Annotated in this window: 18 protein-coding genes; 16 read left to right on the top strand and 2 right to left on the bottom strand. The window is 62.4% G+C overall.

Annotation, left to right across the window (positions count from 1 at the left end; all coding sequences use genetic code 11):
- Positions 1–210 precede the first annotated feature (210 nt).
- Complete coding sequence (locus tag ACFOKJ_RS08620) at positions 211–1,137, top strand: LysR substrate-binding domain-containing protein (RefSeq protein ID WP_390278638.1); 927 nt, start codon at positions 211–213, stop codon at positions 1,135–1,137.
- Between the two features lie 58 nt (positions 1,138–1,195).
- On the opposite strand, the gene ACFOKJ_RS08625 is transcribed toward ACFOKJ_RS08620, so the two are convergent.
- Positions 1,196–2,317 carry a beta-ketoacyl-ACP synthase III gene (locus tag ACFOKJ_RS08625; protein WP_390278640.1) on the bottom strand — a complete coding sequence of 374 codons (1,122 nt, stop codon included), beginning with the start codon at positions 2,315–2,317 and terminating at the stop codon, positions 1,196–1,198.
- A 335-nt stretch (positions 2,318–2,652) separates the two neighbouring features.
- Between ACFOKJ_RS08625 and iscR the strand changes: the two genes are divergently transcribed.
- The 14 genes from iscR (at position 2,653) to ACFOKJ_RS08695 (ending at position 14,737) form a co-directional block, all read left to right on the top strand.
- Positions 2,653–3,144, top strand: a complete 492-nt coding sequence (gene iscR, locus ACFOKJ_RS08630) for a Fe-S cluster assembly transcriptional regulator IscR (RefSeq protein ID WP_390278642.1) — start codon at positions 2,653–2,655, stop codon at positions 3,142–3,144.
- 22 nt (positions 3,145–3,166) lie between these two features.
- Positions 3,167–4,384 carry an IscS subfamily cysteine desulfurase gene (locus ACFOKJ_RS08635; RefSeq protein ID WP_390278644.1) on the top strand — a complete coding sequence of 406 codons (1,218 nt, stop codon included), beginning with the start codon at positions 3,167–3,169 and terminating at the stop codon, positions 4,382–4,384.
- 55 nt (positions 4,385–4,439) lie between these two features.
- A complete protein-coding gene (iscU, locus tag ACFOKJ_RS08640; protein ID WP_390278646.1) occupies positions 4,440–4,823 on the top strand; it encodes a Fe-S cluster assembly scaffold IscU in 384 nt (127 codons plus the stop codon).
- 196 nt (positions 4,824–5,019) lie between these two features.
- Entirely contained in the window at positions 5,020–5,343 is a 324-nt protein-coding gene (gene iscA / locus ACFOKJ_RS08645; RefSeq protein ID WP_390278648.1) for an iron-sulfur cluster assembly protein IscA, read from the top strand.
- A gap of 122 nt (positions 5,344–5,465) precedes the next feature.
- Complete coding sequence (gene hscB, locus ACFOKJ_RS08650) at positions 5,466–5,999, top strand: Fe-S protein assembly co-chaperone HscB (protein ID WP_390278650.1); 534 nt, start codon at positions 5,466–5,468, stop codon at positions 5,997–5,999.
- Between the two features lie 60 nt (positions 6,000–6,059).
- Complete coding sequence (gene hscA, locus ACFOKJ_RS08655; protein ID WP_390278652.1) at positions 6,060–7,919, top strand: Fe-S protein assembly chaperone HscA; 1,860 nt, start codon at positions 6,060–6,062, stop codon at positions 7,917–7,919.
- Positions 7,920–8,115: 196 nt separating this feature from the next.
- Positions 8,116–8,457 carry an ISC system 2Fe-2S type ferredoxin gene (gene fdx / locus ACFOKJ_RS08660; protein ID WP_390278654.1) on the top strand — a complete coding sequence of 114 codons (342 nt, stop codon included), beginning with the start codon at positions 8,116–8,118 and terminating at the stop codon, positions 8,455–8,457.
- Between the two features lie 10 nt (positions 8,458–8,467).
- Positions 8,468–8,662, top strand: coding sequence for a Fe-S cluster assembly protein IscX (gene iscX / locus ACFOKJ_RS08665; RefSeq protein WP_390278655.1), 195 nt, complete (start codon positions 8,468–8,470; stop codon positions 8,660–8,662).
- A gap of 685 nt (positions 8,663–9,347) precedes the next feature.
- Positions 9,348–9,983: a glutathione S-transferase family protein gene (locus ACFOKJ_RS08670; protein ID WP_390278657.1), complete on the top strand. Its 636-nt coding sequence runs from the start codon at positions 9,348–9,350 to the stop codon at positions 9,981–9,983.
- A 78-nt stretch (positions 9,984–10,061) separates the two neighbouring features.
- Positions 10,062–10,676 (top strand): uridine kinase, encoded by a 615-nt coding sequence (udk, locus tag ACFOKJ_RS08675; protein ID WP_390278658.1) that lies wholly within the window; start codon positions 10,062–10,064, stop codon positions 10,674–10,676.
- Between the two features lie 109 nt (positions 10,677–10,785).
- Entirely contained in the window at positions 10,786–11,073 is a 288-nt protein-coding gene (locus ACFOKJ_RS08680) for a hypothetical protein (protein WP_390278660.1), read from the top strand.
- Positions 11,074–11,215: 142 nt separating this feature from the next.
- Complete coding sequence (gene hmpA, locus ACFOKJ_RS08685; protein ID WP_390278662.1) at positions 11,216–12,463, top strand: NO-inducible flavohemoprotein; 1,248 nt, start codon at positions 11,216–11,218, stop codon at positions 12,461–12,463.
- Between the two features lie 57 nt (positions 12,464–12,520).
- Positions 12,521–12,967 (top strand): Rrf2 family transcriptional regulator, encoded by a 447-nt coding sequence (locus ACFOKJ_RS08690; RefSeq protein ID WP_390278665.1) that lies wholly within the window; start codon positions 12,521–12,523, stop codon positions 12,965–12,967.
- Positions 12,968–13,312: 345 nt separating this feature from the next.
- A complete protein-coding gene (locus ACFOKJ_RS08695; RefSeq protein ID WP_390278667.1) occupies positions 13,313–14,737 on the top strand; it encodes an alanine/glycine:cation symporter family protein in 1,425 nt (474 codons plus the stop codon).
- Positions 14,738–14,865: 128 nt separating this feature from the next.
- On the opposite strand, the gene hemN is transcribed toward ACFOKJ_RS08695, so the two are convergent.
- Positions 14,866–16,272 (bottom strand): oxygen-independent coproporphyrinogen III oxidase, encoded by a 1,407-nt coding sequence (gene hemN, locus ACFOKJ_RS08700; protein WP_390278669.1) that lies wholly within the window; start codon positions 16,270–16,272, stop codon positions 14,866–14,868.
- A gap of 110 nt (positions 16,273–16,382) precedes the next feature.
- Here hemN and fnr point away from each other — a divergent pair, with 110 nt between their 5' ends.
- Positions 16,383–17,129: a fumarate/nitrate reduction transcriptional regulator Fnr gene (gene fnr / locus ACFOKJ_RS08705; protein ID WP_390278670.1), complete on the top strand. Its 747-nt coding sequence runs from the start codon at positions 16,383–16,385 to the stop codon at positions 17,127–17,129.
- The last annotated feature ends 66 nt before the right edge of the window (positions 17,130–17,195 follow it).

The raw sequence follows: 17,195 nt of genomic DNA on the forward strand, positions 1-17,195 counted from the left end.
ATCCTGGCGCCATCTGGCGCGCAGTCCGTTGCAGTCCACGCTGCCAACCCCGAAAACACCTTTCCCGGCCCCTTCCGGGCCGATGGCGGCTGAGTATTTCACAAGCGTCGCTATTACATCCACTAAGGAAAATTGATGTTCTATGTGATTTTGTTATAGTCACAACCGTCTCATTCCCCGCGCGCCAAACCTGCCGCCAGCCAAATAAAAATGATTCGTTTTCGACAGATCGAAGCATTCCGCTGCCTGATGAGCTGCGGTACCACCGTAGCCGCAGCACGCCGCATGCACATCACCCAGCCTGCAATCAGCCGCCTGATTGCCGATCTGGAGGAAGACCTGGGCTTCCGGCTGTTCAACCGCACCAAGGGACGCATGGAGCCGACTACCGCCGCCATCCGCTTTCAACGCGCGGTGGAAGAGAACTTTCTGGGGCTGGAACGGCTGCGCCAGGTGGCGGACACCATTCGCGCCGAAGAGAACGAAGGGCTGTCCATTGCCTGCATGCCTGTCCTTTCTACCAGCCTGCTGCCGCTGATCCTGAAGGAGTTCTTCAAGCTACGCCCCGATGTTCCGGTCAAGATCGACACCGTCGGCAATGCCGAAGTCATGGTAAAGCTGCAAGATCTGAAGGTGGACGTGGCCCTTAGCCTGACCATTCCGGCCATTGCCGGCATCGAAGTCGAGCCGCTGCTGGAGGCACCGGCGCTGTGCGCAATGCCTGCCGACCACCCGTTGGCCGCACGCAGTGAGATCACACCACAGGATCTGGCGAACGAAACGGTAATCGGCTGGATGCCCAACTACCCACTGAGCCAGAACCAGGAAGACAAGTATTTCGGCCATGCCGGCGTGTACCCGCAGTACACCATCCGTACCCATACCTCGCACACCCGCTATGCCATGGTGGCGCACGGCTTTGGCGTATCCATCGTCGAGCCGTTCGCCTCCGAGTTATGGCAGCACCAGGGGGTGGTTACCCGCCCCTTTGTCACCGACACCTGCCACAGCTATGTAATCGCCTACCCGTCCAGCGGCAGCCGCTCGGCAATCCTGCAGGACTTCCGTCGCGCCACCTTGCGGGTGGTGAACGACAAGGCTCTGCTGCCGTGGGCAACGCCGCTGACGCAGGAATAAGCTCAAAAAGACAACAAGGGCGCCCCGCGGGGCGCCCTTGTTGTTATCTCGATGGCACTCAGCGCTTGCGCAGAATCACGCTGCCCACCGAGTAACCGGCACCGAACGACGACAGCACGCCGATATCGCCACTGCTCATGTCGGCATGGTGCAGATGGAACGCAATCACCGAGCCGGCCGAGCTGGTATTGGCATAGCGGTCCAGGATCACCGGCGCTTCCACCGCATCGGCATCGCGGCCCAGCACGCGGCGGGCGATCAGCTGGTTCATGCTGAGGTTGGCCTGGTGCAGCCAGAAGCGTTTCACCTCCGCCGGGGCAATGGCGTGGCTATCCAGATGCGCCACGATATGCTCGCCCACCATCGGGCACACTTCCTTGAACACCTTGCGCCCCTGCTGCACGAACAGCTTGTCCAGCGCGCCGATACCACGCTCGTCGCAGCGATTGAGGAAGCCGAAATTGTTGCGGATATTGTTGGAGAACACCGTGGCCAGCTTGCTGCCCAGCACCTCGAACACGTTGGCCGCATTGGCACTGTCGGCGCGCTCCAGCAGCACCGCCGAGCAGGCATCACCAAAAATGAAATGGCTGTCGCGATCGCGGAAGTTCAGGTGTGCCGAACAGATTTCCGGGTTCACCATCAGCACCGCGCGCGCCTGCCCGCCGGCGATGGCATTCACCGCGGTCTGGATGCCGAAAGTGGCGGAAGAACAGGCCACGTTCATATCGAAGGCAAAACCCTGCACCCCCAGCGCCTGTTGCACTTCGATGGATAGCGCCGGGTACGGGCGCGGCATGTTGGAGCAGGCGGCAATCACCATGTCGACATCGGCAGCCGTCTTGCCGGCTGCGGCCAACGCCTCGCGCGCTGCCGCCACTGCCATTTCCGCCGGCACCGACAGTTCGTCATTGCTGCGCTCCGGCAGATACGGCGCCATGCGGCTGGGGTCCAGCACCCCGCTGGCGTCCATCAGGTAGCGCTGCTTGATGCCGGAAGCTTTCTCGATGAATTCGGCACTGGACTCCTGCAGCGGAGCAAGCTCGCCACTGGCAATGGCCGCGGCATGCTGCTGGTTGTAGTCATTCACAAAGGCATTGAACGCGGCTACCAGAGCCTCGTTGCTGACAGCGTTGGGCGGGGTAAACAGGCCGCTGCCGCTGATCACCACTTGATGCATGGAGTTTTCCTTCCTATCTGTACCCGGGGCAGCAAGTCCCGGCTTACGGTAAACGAACGTTTGCTCAATGATACACCAAGCCCGTTACCGCCCGGCAGCTGTCCCACCGGCAAGCGAAAAACCGTGCCAAGCACGCGAAAACAAAGGTAAAATGCCAGCCCGGCCTGATAACGGGTGCTGACTAGCTCGCAATGACTACACCTTGTGCCGGATTCCCCTGCAGTGCGGTTATTTCTATTCTGGCGACGCTCGTCGCGAACTCCCGACCGGCAATAGTTGACTAAATTACTCGGAATTAGGGTATAATCGCGTCAACCACTCTGGGAGCCTATACCATGCGCCTCACCACCAAAGGACGTTTTGCCGTCACCGCCATGCTGGATCTCGCGCTGCGCGAAGCCGGCGGCCCGGTCACGCTGGCCGGCATCAGCGAGCGCCAGGGCATATCCCTGTCCTATCTGGAGCAGCTGTTCGGCAAACTGCGTCGTGCGCAGCTGGTTGAAAGCGTACGCGGCCCCGGCGGCGGCTACACCCTGGCCCGCACCGTGGCCGAGATTTCGGTAGCCGACATTATTGTCGCCGTGGACGAACCGGTGGACGCCACACAGTGTGGCGGCCGCGAAAACTGCCACGATAATCACCGCTGCATGACCCACGACCTGTGGACCAGCCTTAACGCCACCATCTTCGACTACCTGTCCAAGATCAGCTTGGCCAGCCTGGTGGAAAACCAGAAGGCAAAGGACACCAGTGTCGTACAAGATCAACGTACCCTGCGCCGCACAGCCGCCTGTAGCGACGCCATCGCCGGCAGCAACGCTGCCTGACGCGACCTCGTGGAGACCCGCAATGAGCGAGCTTAAGCACCCGATCTACCTCGACTACTCCGCCACCACTCCGGTTGATCCGCGCGTGGCCGAAGTGATGATCCCGTACCTCACCGAACAGTTCGGCAACCCGGCATCGCGCAGCCACAGCTACGGCTGGGTAGCCGAAGAAGCCGTGGAAAAGGCACGTGGTCAGGTAGCCGCACTGGTGAACTGTGATCCGAAGGAAATCGTGTGGACCTCCGGCGCCACCGAATCCAACAACCTGGCCCTGAAAGGCGCCGCCCAGTTCTACAAGAGCAAGGGCAAGCACCTGATCACCCAGAAGACCGAACACAAGGCCGTGCTGGACACCATGCGCGAGCTGGAGCGCCAGGGCTTCGAGGTGACTTACCTCGACGTGCAGGAAAACGGTCTGGTGAGCCTGGCCGATTTCGAAGCCGCACTGCGCCCGGACACCATCCTCGCCTCCATCATGTTCGTGAACAACGAAATCGGCGTGGTACAGCCGATCGCCGAACTGGGCGAGCTGTGCCGCGCCCGCGGCGTGCTGTTCCACGTGGACGCCGCCCAGGCTACCGGCAAGGTGGAAATCGACCTGGACAAGCTCAAGGTTGACCTGATGAGCTTCTCCGCTCACAAGACCTACGGCCCGAAAGGCATCGGCGCGCTGTACATCCGCCGCAAGCCGCGCGTGCGCCTGGAAGCACAGATGCACGGTGGCGGCCACGAGCGTGGTTTCCGCTCCGGCACCCTGGCCACCCACCAGATTGCCGGCATGGGCGAAGCGTTCCGCATCGCCCAGGAAGAAATGCAGGCCGAGAACGCCCGCATCCGCGCGCTGCGCGACCGCCTGTGGCACGGCCTGCAGAGTATCGAAGAAGTCTACCTGAACGGTGACATCGATCAGCGCGTGCCGCACAACCTGAACGTAAGCTTCAACTTCGTCGAGGGCGAAAGCCTGATCATGGCGATCAAGGACCTGGCAGTGTCGTCCGGCTCGGCCTGTACCTCTGCTTCGCTGGAGCCTTCCTACGTGCTGCGCGCCCTGGGCCGCAACGACGAACTGGCGCACAGCTCGATCCGCTTCTCCATTGGCCGTTTCACCACCGAACAGGACATCGACTACGCCGTGAAGCTGCTGCAGCAGAAGATCGGCAAGCTGCGCGACCTGTCCCCGCTGTGGGAAATGTTCAAGGACGGCGTCGACCTCAACACCATCGAGTGGGCTGCCCACTAAACTGTTTTGATGATGCGACCAGCGTTACAGGGTTGGCCGCACGCAGGAGAAGATCATGGCATACAGCGACAAGGTAATGGACCACTACGAAAACCCCCGCAACGTGGGCGCTTTCGACAAGGGTGACGAATCGGTTGGTACCGGCATGGTGGGTGCACCGGCCTGTGGCGACGTAATGAAACTGCAGATCAAGGTGAGCGAGGACGGCATCATCGAAGATGCCAAGTTCAAGACCTACGGCTGTGGCTCCGCCATCGCCTCCAGCTCGCTGGTTACCGAATGGGTAAAAGGCAAGTCGCTGGACGAGGCAATGGCGATCAAGAACACCGAAATCGCCGAAGAACTGGCACTGCCGCCGGTGAAGATCCACTGCTCGATCCTGGCCGAAGACGCCATCAAGGCGGCCGTGGCCGACTACAAGCAGAAGCACGCGAAATGATTTTAGGACACCTCGAAAAGCCCTGATTTTTAAGCGAGACAAGGCGCGAACGAAAAATCCCGACGCCGCATATGTACTGATATGCAAGGAGGGATTTTTCGTGAGTAACGCAGTATCGCAACGAAAGCAGGCGATTTTTCGAGGCGTCCTCCACGGCGGGCGTAGCTAGCCCGCCGCCAGTAAAGGCAGAAGCAAAATGGCAATCACGCTTACCGAACGCGCAGCAACTCACGTCAGCAACTTCCTGGCCAAACGCGGCAAGGGCCTGGGCATCCGCCTGGGCGTGAAGACCTCCGGCTGTTCCGGCATGGCTTACAAGCTGGAATTCGTCGATGTCGCCAGCGATGAGGACGTAACCTTCCAGAGCCACGGCGTTACCGTGTTTACCGACGCCAAGAGCCTGGCCTACCTGGACGGCACCGAGCTGGACTATGCCAAGGAAGGGCTGAACGAAGGCTTCCAGTTCAACAACCCGAACGTGAAGAACGAGTGCGGTTGCGGCGAAAGCTTCAACGTCTAAGCCTGCCCACAACAACGGGCGACTCAAAAATAGCTTTTCCGAGGAGCCCTGCCGGCTATGCCGCCCCCGCGCGGCAGAGCCGGTTTTGACGTTATTCACCCCGGTTTTTGCAGAAAGCCCGCATGTCCGCCGATTTCTCGCAGGATCACTTCGCCCTGTTCCAGCTGCCGCGCCAGTTCCGCATTGATGGCGCGCAGCTGGACAGCGCCTGGCGTACCGCCGCCGCCGCTGCCCACCCCGACCGCTTTGCCGCCGCCGGCGACGCCGAAAAGCGCGTGGCGCTGATGCGCGCCACCCGCATCAACGAGGCCTACCAGACGCTGAAATCGCCGCTGGCGCGCGCGCGCTACCTGCTGCAGCTGGCTGGCGTGGACACCGCCGAAGAGACCAACACCAGCATGCCACCGGCCTTCCTGATGGCGCAGATGGAATGGCGCGAGAACATCGAGGATGCCCGCCACGGCAAGGATGTGGCGGCGCTGGAGGCGCTGTCGCGCCAGCTGCGCGGCGATGTGAAGTCGCTGGAAGACGAGCTGGCCGCACAGCTGGACGATGCCGCGGATCACGCTGCCGCCGCGCTGTCGGTACGCAAGCTGCGCTTTCTGGAAAAACTGGACCAGGAAATCGGCGACGCCATCGAAGCGTTGCTGTACTGACCCCGAACAAACCGCAAGTTGGCTGCGGCCAACCTTTGCATCAAGTTAAGCAGACCCGATATGGCCCTACTGCAAATCGCCGAACCCGGCCTCTCCGCCGCCCCGCACCAGCATCGCCTGGCCGTGGGCATCGACCTGGGTACCACCAACTCGCTGGTTGCCACCGTGCGCAGCGGCAGCGCCGTAGTGTTGCCGGACGAACAGGGCCGCAACCTGCTGCCTTCCGTGGTGCGCTACGCACCGGATGGCAGCGTGGTGGTGGGCCACGACGCCCAGGCCGAGCAGAGCCGCGATGCGGCCAACACCATCGTGTCGGCCAAACGCTTCATGGGCCGTGGCCTGGTGGATATCCAGGACGTTGGCCGCAGCCCGTACCGTTTTGTCGATGCGCCGGGCATGGTGCAACTGGTGACTCGCGCCGGCAACAAGAGCCCGGTGGAGGTTTCCGCCGACATCCTGCGCACGCTGAAAACCCGCGCCGAAGCCAGCCTGGGCGGCGATCTGGTAGGCGCGGTGATCACCGTGCCGGCCTATTTCGACGACGCACAGCGCCAGGCCACCAAGGACGCCGCACGCCTGGCCGGCCTCAACGTGCTGCGCCTGCTGAACGAACCCACCGCTGCCGCCATCGCTTACGGCCTGGATAACGGCTCGGAAGGCACCTACGTGGTGTACGACCTGGGCGGCGGCACCTTTGACGTATCGGTGCTGGCGCTGTCGCGCGGCGTGTTCGAAGTGCTGGCCACCAGCGGCGATTCCTCGCTGGGTGGTGACGACTTCGACCACCGCATCTACTGCTGGATTCTGGAGCAGGCAGACCTGCACGGTCTCACCGCGCAAGATACCCGCCTGCTGCTGACCCGCGCCCGCGAAGCCAAGGAAGCGCTGAGCGAGCACGCCAGCACCCGCATTACCGCCGTGCTGGCCGATGGCCAGACCATCGACCTGGAACTGACGCAGGCCACCTTCCACGACATCAGCAAGACCCTGCTGGACAAGACCCTGCTGCCGGTACGCAAGGCACTGCGCGATGCCAAGATCACCATTGACGACGTCAAGGGCGTGGTGATGGTGGGCGGCGCTACCCGCATGCCGCAGGTGCAGAAAGCCGTGGGCGATTTCTTCGGCCGCCCGCCGCTGACCAACCTCGACCCGGACAAGGTAGTGGCGCTGGGCGCCGCCATCCAGGCCGATGTGCTGGCCGGCAACAAGGGCGGCGAGGACTGGCTGCTGCTGGACGTGATTCCGCTGTCGCTGGGCATTGAAACCATGGGCGGGCTGGCGGAAAAGATCATCCCGCGCAACAGCACCATTCCGGTGGCGCGCGCGCAGGAGTTCACCACCTTCAAGGACGGCCAGACCGCCATGTCCATCCACGTGGTACAGGGCGAGCGCGAACTGATTGCCGACTGCCGCAGCCTGGCCAAGTTCGTGCTGCGCGGCATCCCGCCGATGGTGGCCGGCGCAGCACGCATCCGCGTCACCTTCCAGGTGGATGCCGACGGCCTGCTGTCGGTCACCGCCCGCGAGCTGACTTCCGGCGTGGAAGCGCATATCGAGGTAAAACCGTCCTATGGCCTGTCCGACGATGAAGTCAGCCGCATGCTTACCGAATCGCTGAGCCACGTGCAGGAAGACATCAACGCCCGCAAGCTGCGCGAAGCGATCGTGGATGCCGAAAGCCTGATCGCCGCCATCCAGGCCGCCCTGGACGTGGATGGCGACCTGCTGGATGCCGAAGAACGCGCCGCACTGGATGGCGCCATGGCCGGCCTGCATACCGCCATTGCCAGCCAGGTAACACGCGAGGTGAACGCCGCCACGCAGCGCCTGAACCAGATCAGCGAGCCGTTTGCCGCCCGCCGCATGGACCGCAATATCCAGCGTGCGCTCAAGGGCAAGAACATCGGCGCCCTGTAACGGGCACCCCGAAAAATACCCGCTTTCGTTGCGATACTGCGTTGCGCACGAAAAACACCTCCTGACATAGCAACCGTATGCGGCGTCAGCGTTTTTCATTCGCGCCTTGTCTCGCGTAGAAATCGGGGTTTTTCGAGATACCCTGAACTTATTGAGATAGACGGCCGCACGCTGCGGCCAACCCGGAGACTTACCCATGCCGCGTATCATCGTGCTGCCCAATACCGACCTGTGCCCGGACGGCGCCGTGCTCGACAACATCGAAACCGGCACCAGCATCTGCGAGGCCCTGCTAGCCCACGACATCGAGATCGAACACGCTTGCGAGATGTCCTGTGCCTGCACCACCTGCCATGTCATCGTGCGTGAAGGCTTCAACTCGCTGCCCCCGTCCGACGATCTTGAAGACGACATGCTGGACAAGGCCTGGGGCCTGGAAGCGCAATCGCGCCTGTCGTGCCAGGCCATCGTTACCGATCAGGACCTGGTGGTTGAGATTCCGCGCTACACCATCAACCACGCCCGCGAACATCACTGAGGAGCCCGCCATGAAGTGGAGCGACATCAACGACATCGCCATCGAACTGTGTGAAGCACACCCGGACATCGACCCGAAAACCGTGCGCTTTGTCGACCTGCACAACTGGGTGGTAGACCTGCCCGGCTTCGACGACGACCACATGCGTGGCGGCGAGAAGGTGCTGGAGGCGATTCAGCAGGCCTGGATCGACGAGGCGGAATAAGCCGCAACGCTGGCCGCAAGCCATAGCAACGCCCTGCCCTGCGCAGGGCGTTTGCGTTTGGTGCGTGCAGTGATGGTGTTCACTTAAGCACTCTCTCCACCCCCAATCCACCCAAGAGTAGAACCGCAGCAACTTGCCCCAAACCCGTTGGCGCGAGCCGGGCAAAAGGGTGCGCCCCAGGTATTAAGACGCCGATCTGTTTGAGTCCCGAGCCGTTAGCGAGGGACGAGTTCGGCGGCGCCTGGGGCGTGCCTTTTTGCCCGGGGTTTCGAGCAGCCCCGGGGCGCCTTTTCTTCGGATACCTTCTTTTGGCGACGCAAAAGAAGGTATCCCGTCCGCCGGGCGGAACAGGCGACTTCAATCATTAGCTGCGCAGCGGATTCCACGCCTAACCAAACAAGCCACGCCACAACAGCAACGCGGTAAACGTTGGGCTTCGCTATGCTCAACCCAACCTACGTGCTGCCCTGCAGGGCGTTGCTATGTGAACAGCAAGGCTGCCGATTCAATAACTTTGTCGGAACGGCCCGGCTTTGCCGGGTCCGGTAGTGTCTAGGTGACGAACCTTACCCGCAGCCTGAAACGCCCTGCCCTGCGCAGGGCGTTTGCGTTTGGACATGCTGGCCGCAAGCAGGCTTTGCTATGCTGGAGCATCCCGCCACCCCCATCGCCTCTGGAGGCTGCCATGCTTACCCTGATCATCGGCAACAAGAACTTCTCATCCTGGTCACTACGGCCGTGGCTGCTGCTCAAGCACATCGGCGAGCCGTTCCGCGAACAGCATATCCGCCTGTACATGCCGGATACCCGGCAACACCTGCTGGCGGCCAACCCGGCCGGCAAGGTGCCGGTGCTGCTCCACGACAATCTGCGCGTGCACGACTCGCTGGCGATCTGCGAATACCTGAACGAGCTGTTCCCCGCCTCGAAACTGTGGCCGGACGATCAGGCCGAGCGTGCCGAGGCGCGCGCCATCGTCGCCGAGATGCACAGCGGCTTCACCGCCATGCGTGGCGAGCTGCCGTTCAACGTTACCCTGCGCACCCGCCATGAGCCATCGCCGGAAGCGGCCGCCGACATCCGCCGCATCTGCGACATCTGGCAGCAGCTGCGCCAGCGCCATCTGGATGCCGGCCCCTGGCTGTTCGGCACCTTCAGCATTGCCGATGCCATGTTCGCCCCGGTAGCCTGCCGCTTCGTCAGCTACGGTATCGAGCTGCCGCCACTGGCCGCCGCCTACGTGGACCACCTGCTGGACGACCCGGCCATGCTGGAATGGTATGACGCCGCCGAGGCGGAACAGGCGGCTACGGTAGCCTGACAACAGCCAGCCGGACAGGTAGTCGAACACGCGCCAACTCATTAGAATGGCGCGTTTTTTTCTCGCGGGGCTACAGACATGACAACACCGTTCATCATCGGCATTGCCGGTGGCAGTGGCAGCGGCAAGAGCACGGTAACCCGCAAGGTGCTGGAGGCCATCGGCAGCGACCAGGCGGCAGTGATCGTGCAGGACTACTACTACCGCGATCAGAGCCATCTGAGCTTCGAGCAGCGCCTGGGCACCAACTACGACCACCCGCAGGCCTTCGACTGGCCACTGCTGGTGGAGCACATTGCCGACCTGCGCAATGGCCTGGGCATCGACATGCCAGTATACGACTTTGCCCGCCACAACCGCGCCGAGGAGACCGTGCGCGTGGAGCCGGCACCGGTGATCGTGATCGAGGGGCTGTTTCCGCTGTACGATGCCGCGCTGCGCGAGATGATGTCGCTGAAGATCTTCGTGGATACCGATGCCGACGTGCGCTTCATCCGCCGCCTGCAGCGCGACATCGCCGAGCGCGGCCGCACCACCGACAGCGTGATCGAGCAGTACCTGGCCACCGTGCGGCCGATGCACAACCAGTTCATCGAGCCTACCAAGCGTTTTGCCGACGTGATTCTGCCGCACGGCGCCAATGAGCCGGCGGTGGATATCATCACCACCAAGGTGGCCAGCCTGATCGCTTAAGACGCTTTTTACGCTCCGCGGCAACTTTCCGCCGCCTGGCTTATCGAAGCCAACATGCTGCGGCCAACCAGGGGGTTGGCCGCAGGCTTTATTCACCACAGGAGACCCCATGCATACCCTGAAACCGCGCAACCCGTTTGCGCACGCGCCGCAGATGAAAAAAGGCGGCGCCCACCAGCGCAGTGCCTCTGGCGCACGCTTTGGCCACAAGCAGGCACTGCTGGCCGAACTGAACGACTGGCAGCTGTATGAGAGCAGCCATGAGAGCTGGCACAGCGCCGCCGCCGACGACACACAGGAGGCGGACAGCAACGACAAACCGGGCTGCGGCCCGGTTTTTTCATGCCTGCCGCGCCGGATGGCCGCACCAGGCGCCCCTTGCTTTGCCGCTGGCTAAACAATCTGTAGCGCGCTGGTGACATCACATTCTTAAAAATGTATAGTTTGCACATGTTTATTTTTGCCGCTACCAGCGCCCCATGCCGAAATAATACGGCGGAGTAGCGGCCAGCCTGTAACGGGCACTGGCGCTTTTAAATATGTATATATTACACAACTTAAAGGAAGCACACATGCTGGATGCAGCCACCCGCCAACTGGTCAAAGCCACCGCCCCGGTACTGAAAGAGCACGGCGTTACCCTCACCCGCCACTTCTACGCCCGCATGTTCCAGCACAACCCGGAACTGAAGCAGATCTTCAACCAAGGCCACCAGCAGGCCGGCAGCCAGCAGCAGGCGCTGGCCATGGCGGTAGCCGCCTACGCCGAACACATCGACGACCCATCGGTACTGGCACCGGTACTGGCGCTGGTAGCCAACAAGCACGCAAGCCTGGGCATTCGTGCCGAGCATTACCCGATTGTGGGTAGCCACCTGCTGGCATCGATCCGTGAAGTGCTGGGCGAGGCTGCCAGCGACGAGCTGATCGCCGCCTGGGCCGCAGCCTACGGCCAGCTGGCCGACATTCTGATTACAGAAGAAGGCAAGCTGTACCAGCAGGCAGCCAACCAGCCCGGCGGCTGGAGCGGCTGGCGCGGCTTCAAGGTTGGCCGCAAGGTAGTGGAAAGCGAAGAGATCACCTCCTTCTACCTGCAGCCGGCCGATGGCGGCCCGCTGCCGCAGTACCGCCCGGGCCAGTACCTGTCGCTACGCCTGCTGGTGCCGCAACTGGGCATGATGCAGCCGCGCCAGTACAGCCTGTCGGCAGCTCCCGGCGGCAGCGCGCTGCGCATCTCGGTAAAACGCGAAGCCGGCAGCAATACCCCGGCCGGAATGGTATCCAATCAGCTGCATGATGCGGTGAAGGTGGGCGATATCCTGGACGTGGCGCCGCCGCTGGGCGATTTCTTCCTGCATGAGGAACGCCGCGGCCCGGTAGTGCTGATCAGCGCCGGTGTCGGCATCACCCCGATGCTGTCCATGCTGGAGCAGCTACTGCAGCAGAACAGCCCGCGCAGCATCCGCTTCCTGCATGCCTGCCGTCACGGCGGCGTGCATGCTTTCCGCCTGCAGCTGGGCAACTGGAGCCGCGAATACCCGCAACTGCTGGCGCATACCTGGTACGAATTCCCGCGTGCCGAGGACGTATCCGGCCGCGACTACCAGCAAGTTGGCCGCATGGCGCTGAACACCGTTGCCGCCGATGCCGTGCTGCCCGATGCCGACTACTACCTGTGCGGCCCGCTGCCCTTCATGCAGCAGCAGAAGGCCGCGCTGCTGGCGCTGGGTGTGGCTGCCGCGCGCATCCATGCCGAGGCCTTTGGTACCGGCGGCGCCGGCGTGTAATTGAGTGGACGGCGCAGGCGGCGTATGCTCTTGCCTTTGCCCTAGACCACAGCAGCCATGCAACTAACGCATTTCACCGACCTCGGCCTGCGGGTACTGATGTATCTGAGCGAGCCACGCGATACCCCGGTAACCATCGGCGAGATCGCCGAGCGCTTTACCGCCTCGCGCAATCACCTGGTGAAGGTGGTGCATTTCATGGCGCAGCAGGGCTGGCTGGCCACCAGCCGTGGCAAGGGCGGCGGCCTGGCGCTGGCACGCGCGGCCAGCCAGTACCGGCTGGGCGAGGTGATCCGCACGCTGGAAGACATCGGCGACCTGATCAACTGCGCCGAGCCGCCGTGCTTCCTTCGCGGCCGCTGTCGGCTCAAGGGGGTACTGGACGAAGCACTGGCAGCATTCTTTTCCGTGCTGGACCGCTACACCCTGGCCGACGTAGTGGCCAGCCCCACCGGCGAGGCCATCGCCGTGCTGCATCGCCTGGGCGTGGCCAGCCGGGGCTGATCGCCCCGCAAGCACCGCCTGCCTCCCCCCGCGCCGGGCAGCTGTCTGGCCACACACCCTACCCCACCCTCCCTACTCCACCAGCCTGCACCAGCAGCAGTTCCATGCTGCCGGCCAGGCATGCATGCTTTCTCCCCACCCCGCCTGACAGCTTCGCAATTATTCCAATACGCACATGCTAGCTGGCTATATGCTTGCTTTTTCAGAGATTTTTGTTCGCTATCGAACATATACAATCGTTTTTGCGCTATCATGCGCGCCCTCGGCGCACAACCGAGTAGAAACGAAAAACAAGAGCCGAATACCGGCCAGCAATAACAACACCTTCACCATTTAGGAGTTCTCATGGACACACTCCACGCGCTGATCAATCAAGGCAATGACCTGATCTGGGGTCAGCTGCTCATCTACATCCTGCTAGGCGTGGGCGCCTACTTCACCCTGCGCATGGGCTTTATGCAGCTGCGCTTGCTGCCGCGTGGCTGGCAGGAAATGCTCGGCGGTCGTCGCCACATCGGGGGCAGCAACGACATCTCGTCTTTCCAGGCATTCGCCACTGGCCTTGCCTCGCGCGTAGGCACCGGCAACGTGGCCGGTGTGGCTACCGCCATCGCCCTGGGCGGCCCCGGCGCCGTATTCTGGATGTGGATCACCGCCCTGCTGGGCATGGCCAGCGCCTTTGCCGAATCCACGCTGGCGCAGCTGTTCAAGGTCAGCCACCACGACAATACCTTCCGTGGCGGCCCGGCTTACTACATTGAAAAAGGCCTGGGCATGCGCTGGCTGGGGGTGGCGTTTTCGCTGTCGCTGATCCTGGCCTTTGGCCTGGTCTTCAATGCGGTGCAGGCCAACTCCATCGTGGCGGCAACCGAAGGCGCCTGGGGCTGGGACAAGAACCTGGTAGCCATCGGCCTTGTGCTGCTGACCGCACCGATCATTTTTGGCGGCCTGCGCAAGGTGGCACAGGTTGCGGAATGGATGGTGCCGCTGATGGCCGCCATCTACCTGGGCATGACGCTGTTTGTCATCTTCACCCACCTGGCGGATATCCCGGCGGTGTTCATGCTGATCGTGAAAAGTGCCTTCGGCCTGGAGCAGGCGGCAGGCGGCTTTGCCGGCTACGCGGTTAGCCAGGCCATGATGCTGGGCATCAAGCGAGGCCTGTTCTCCAACGAAGCCGGCATGGGCTCGGCACCGAATGCCGCAGCGGCAGCCACCACTCGCCACCCGGCCAGCCAGGGCATCGTGCAGATGTTCGGCGTGTTCATCGACACCATCGTCGTGTGTTCCTGCACCGCCTTCATCGTGCTGCTATCCGGTGCCTATGTACCCGGCGCCGAGCTGAAAGGCGTGCAACTGACCCAGGCGGCGCTGTCTGCCACGCTGGGCAGCTGGGGCGGCCACTTCCTGGCCATTGCCCTGTTCCTGTTCTGCTTCAGCTCCATCATCGGTAACTACGCGTATGCCGAGGGTAATGTGGAGTTCATCAAGAACAACAAGCTGCTCATGCTGGGCTTCCGCCTGCTGGTGCTGTTCATGGTGGCATTTGGTGCCATCGGCAGCTCGCCGCTGGTATGGGACATGGCCGACCTGTCGATGGGCATCATGGCGCTGATCAACCTGTTCGCCATCGTGATGCTGTCCAAGCACGTGTTCACGCTGCTGAAGGACTACCAGGACCAGCTCAAGGCCGGTAACAAACAGCCGGAATTCGACGTGAAGCGTTACCCGGAAATCCAGGCACGCATCCACCCGGAAAGCTGGAAGTAAGCTGCCCTCCGGCATGGCGGCCACCATTGACCGCCGCTAGATAGCCAAAGCCCTTCCGCCATGCGGAAGGGCTTTGTTTTATGGTCGCAGGGGCCATCTGGCCAGCCGAGATGGTGGCCTGCAGCCTGCTAGATGGTCTTGGAGTAACGCGCCTTGGTCTCGCGCTCGCGCAGGTGACGATCGAACACCATGGCGATATTGCGGATCAGGAAACGCCCCTTGGGCGCCACCATCAGGAAATCGCCGTCGAAAGTCAGCAAACCTACCTGCTGAAACTCGCGGATCAGTGGCAGCTCGTCGGCAAAGTAGTCGGCAAAGTTGATGCCGAAAGTTTCCTCGATGGCCTCTACCGACAGCGAGAAGCGGCACATCAGCGACTGGATCACGCTGCGGCGCAGGATATCGTCCTGGGTCAGCGTCATGCCGCGCAGTACCGGCAGGTGGCCGGCATCCAGCGCCGCGTAGTAGGCGTCGATGTCTTTTTCGTTCTGCGAGTAACAGGGGCCGACCTTGCCGATGGACGACACGCCCAGACCGATCATGTCGCAGTCGGCATGGGTTGAATACCCCTGGAAGTTGCGCTGCAGGCGGCCCTGCTGCAGGGCACGCGTCAGCTCGTCGTCCGGCTTGGCAAAGTGATCCATGCCGATGAACACATAGCCGGCGTCGGTGAGCTGCTGTACCGAATTCTGCAGGATGTCCAGCTTGTGCGCGGCCGTGGGCAGATCAGCCTCGTTGATGCGGCGCTGCGGCATGAACACGCTGGGCAGGTGCGCGTAGTTGTACAGCGCGATGCGGTCCGGGTTCATTGCCAGCACCTTGTCCACAGTGCGGCGCACCGAGTCGGCATTCTGCAGCGGCAGGCCGTAGATCAGGTCCACGCTCACCGACTTGAAACCGGCCTCACGCGCGGCGTTGATCACGGTAAGGGTTTCTTCCTCGCTCTGGATGCGGTTCACCGCCTGCTGCACGGCCGGGTCGAAATCCTGGATGCCCACACTCATGCGGTTGAAACCCAGCCGGCCCAGGTGCAGCACGGTGTCGCGGCCAACCTTGCGCGGGTCGATCTCGATGGAAAACTCACCATCCGGCAGCAATTCGAAATGCTTGTTAATGGCCGCCATCACCCGGCTGAGTTGCTCGTCGGACAGGAAGGTGGGTGTGCCGCCGCCAAAATGCAGCTGGATCACCTTCTCGCGGTAGCCCAGGCGTGCCGCCACCAGGGCGATTTCCTTTTCCAGGTAATCCAGGTACTGGTCGGCGCGGCTCTTGTCTTTGGTGATGATCTTGTTGCAGCCGCAGTAGTAGCAGATGGTGTTACAGAACGGCACATGCACGTACAGCGACACCGGGCGATGGCTGGCGCCAATGGCGTGCTGCTGCAGCCAGTGCTCGTAATCCTTCACCCCGAAGCCGCCGTGAAAGCGATCTGCCGTCGGGTAAGAAGTGTAGCGCGGGCCGGAACCTTCAAGTTTTTCGATAAGTTCTCGATCGAAGACGCATTGCGTCGGCTGGAACGGGGCGGTGGGTGTCATATCGTCTTGCTTGGAAAACTGGTGGTGGGCTGGTAAATTTGCGCTAATTGACACTTGGCGCGCTTTGACGCGTGTCAAGCAAGCCTCTAGCCTTGCGAAACCCGGAAACCATGACCGAGCTCACTACCTCCCTGCACACGCTGAAAGTGTCGTGCTCCAACTGCAGTCTGCGTGAACTCTGCCTGCCGGTTGGCCTCAACCGCGACGAGATGGCACAGCTGGATGCGGTGATCCGCCAGAGCCGCCGTCTGAAGCGTGGCGAGTACCTGTTCCACTCCGGCGAAGGCTTCCGTTCACTGTATGCAGTGCGTACCGGTTTCTTCAAGACCTGCGTCTCCAGCCAGGACGGCCGCGAGCAGGTAACCGGCTTCCACATGTCCGGCGAGCTGATGGGCCTGGACGGCATTTCCGCCAGCCAGCACGGCTGCGACGCCATCGCGCTGGAAGACAGCGAGGTATGCGAGCTGCCGTTCAACCGCATGGAAACCCTGGGCCGCGACATCCCCAGCCTGCAGCACCACTTCTTCCGCCTGATGAGCCGCGAGATCGTGCGCGACCAGTCGGTAATGCTGCTGCTGGGCAATATGAAGGCCGAGGAGAGGCTGGCCGCCTTCCTGCTCAACCTGTCGCAGCGTCTGTCGGCACGCGGCTTTGCCGCCTTCGACTTCATCCTGCGCATGAGCCGCGAGGAAATCGGCAGCTTCCTGGGCCTGAAACTGGAAACCGTCAGCCGCACGCTGTCCAAGTTCCAGCAACAGGGCTGGCTGAAAGTGGATCACAAGCACATTCAGGTACTGCAGCCGGAAGAGCTGAAGGCACTGGTAGCCGGCTGCGCCCAGGCCAACAGCCTGCGCTGAGCACCAGCCGCCCTTAGCGTTCGAACGCCCTGCCCCGTGCGGGGCGTTGTTGTTTGTGGGGGGATG

Origin of the sequence: Vogesella amnigena, from assembly GCF_042648905.1 — a bacterium.
Taxonomy (GTDB): domain Bacteria; phylum Pseudomonadota; class Gammaproteobacteria; order Burkholderiales; family Chromobacteriaceae; genus Vogesella; species Vogesella amnigena.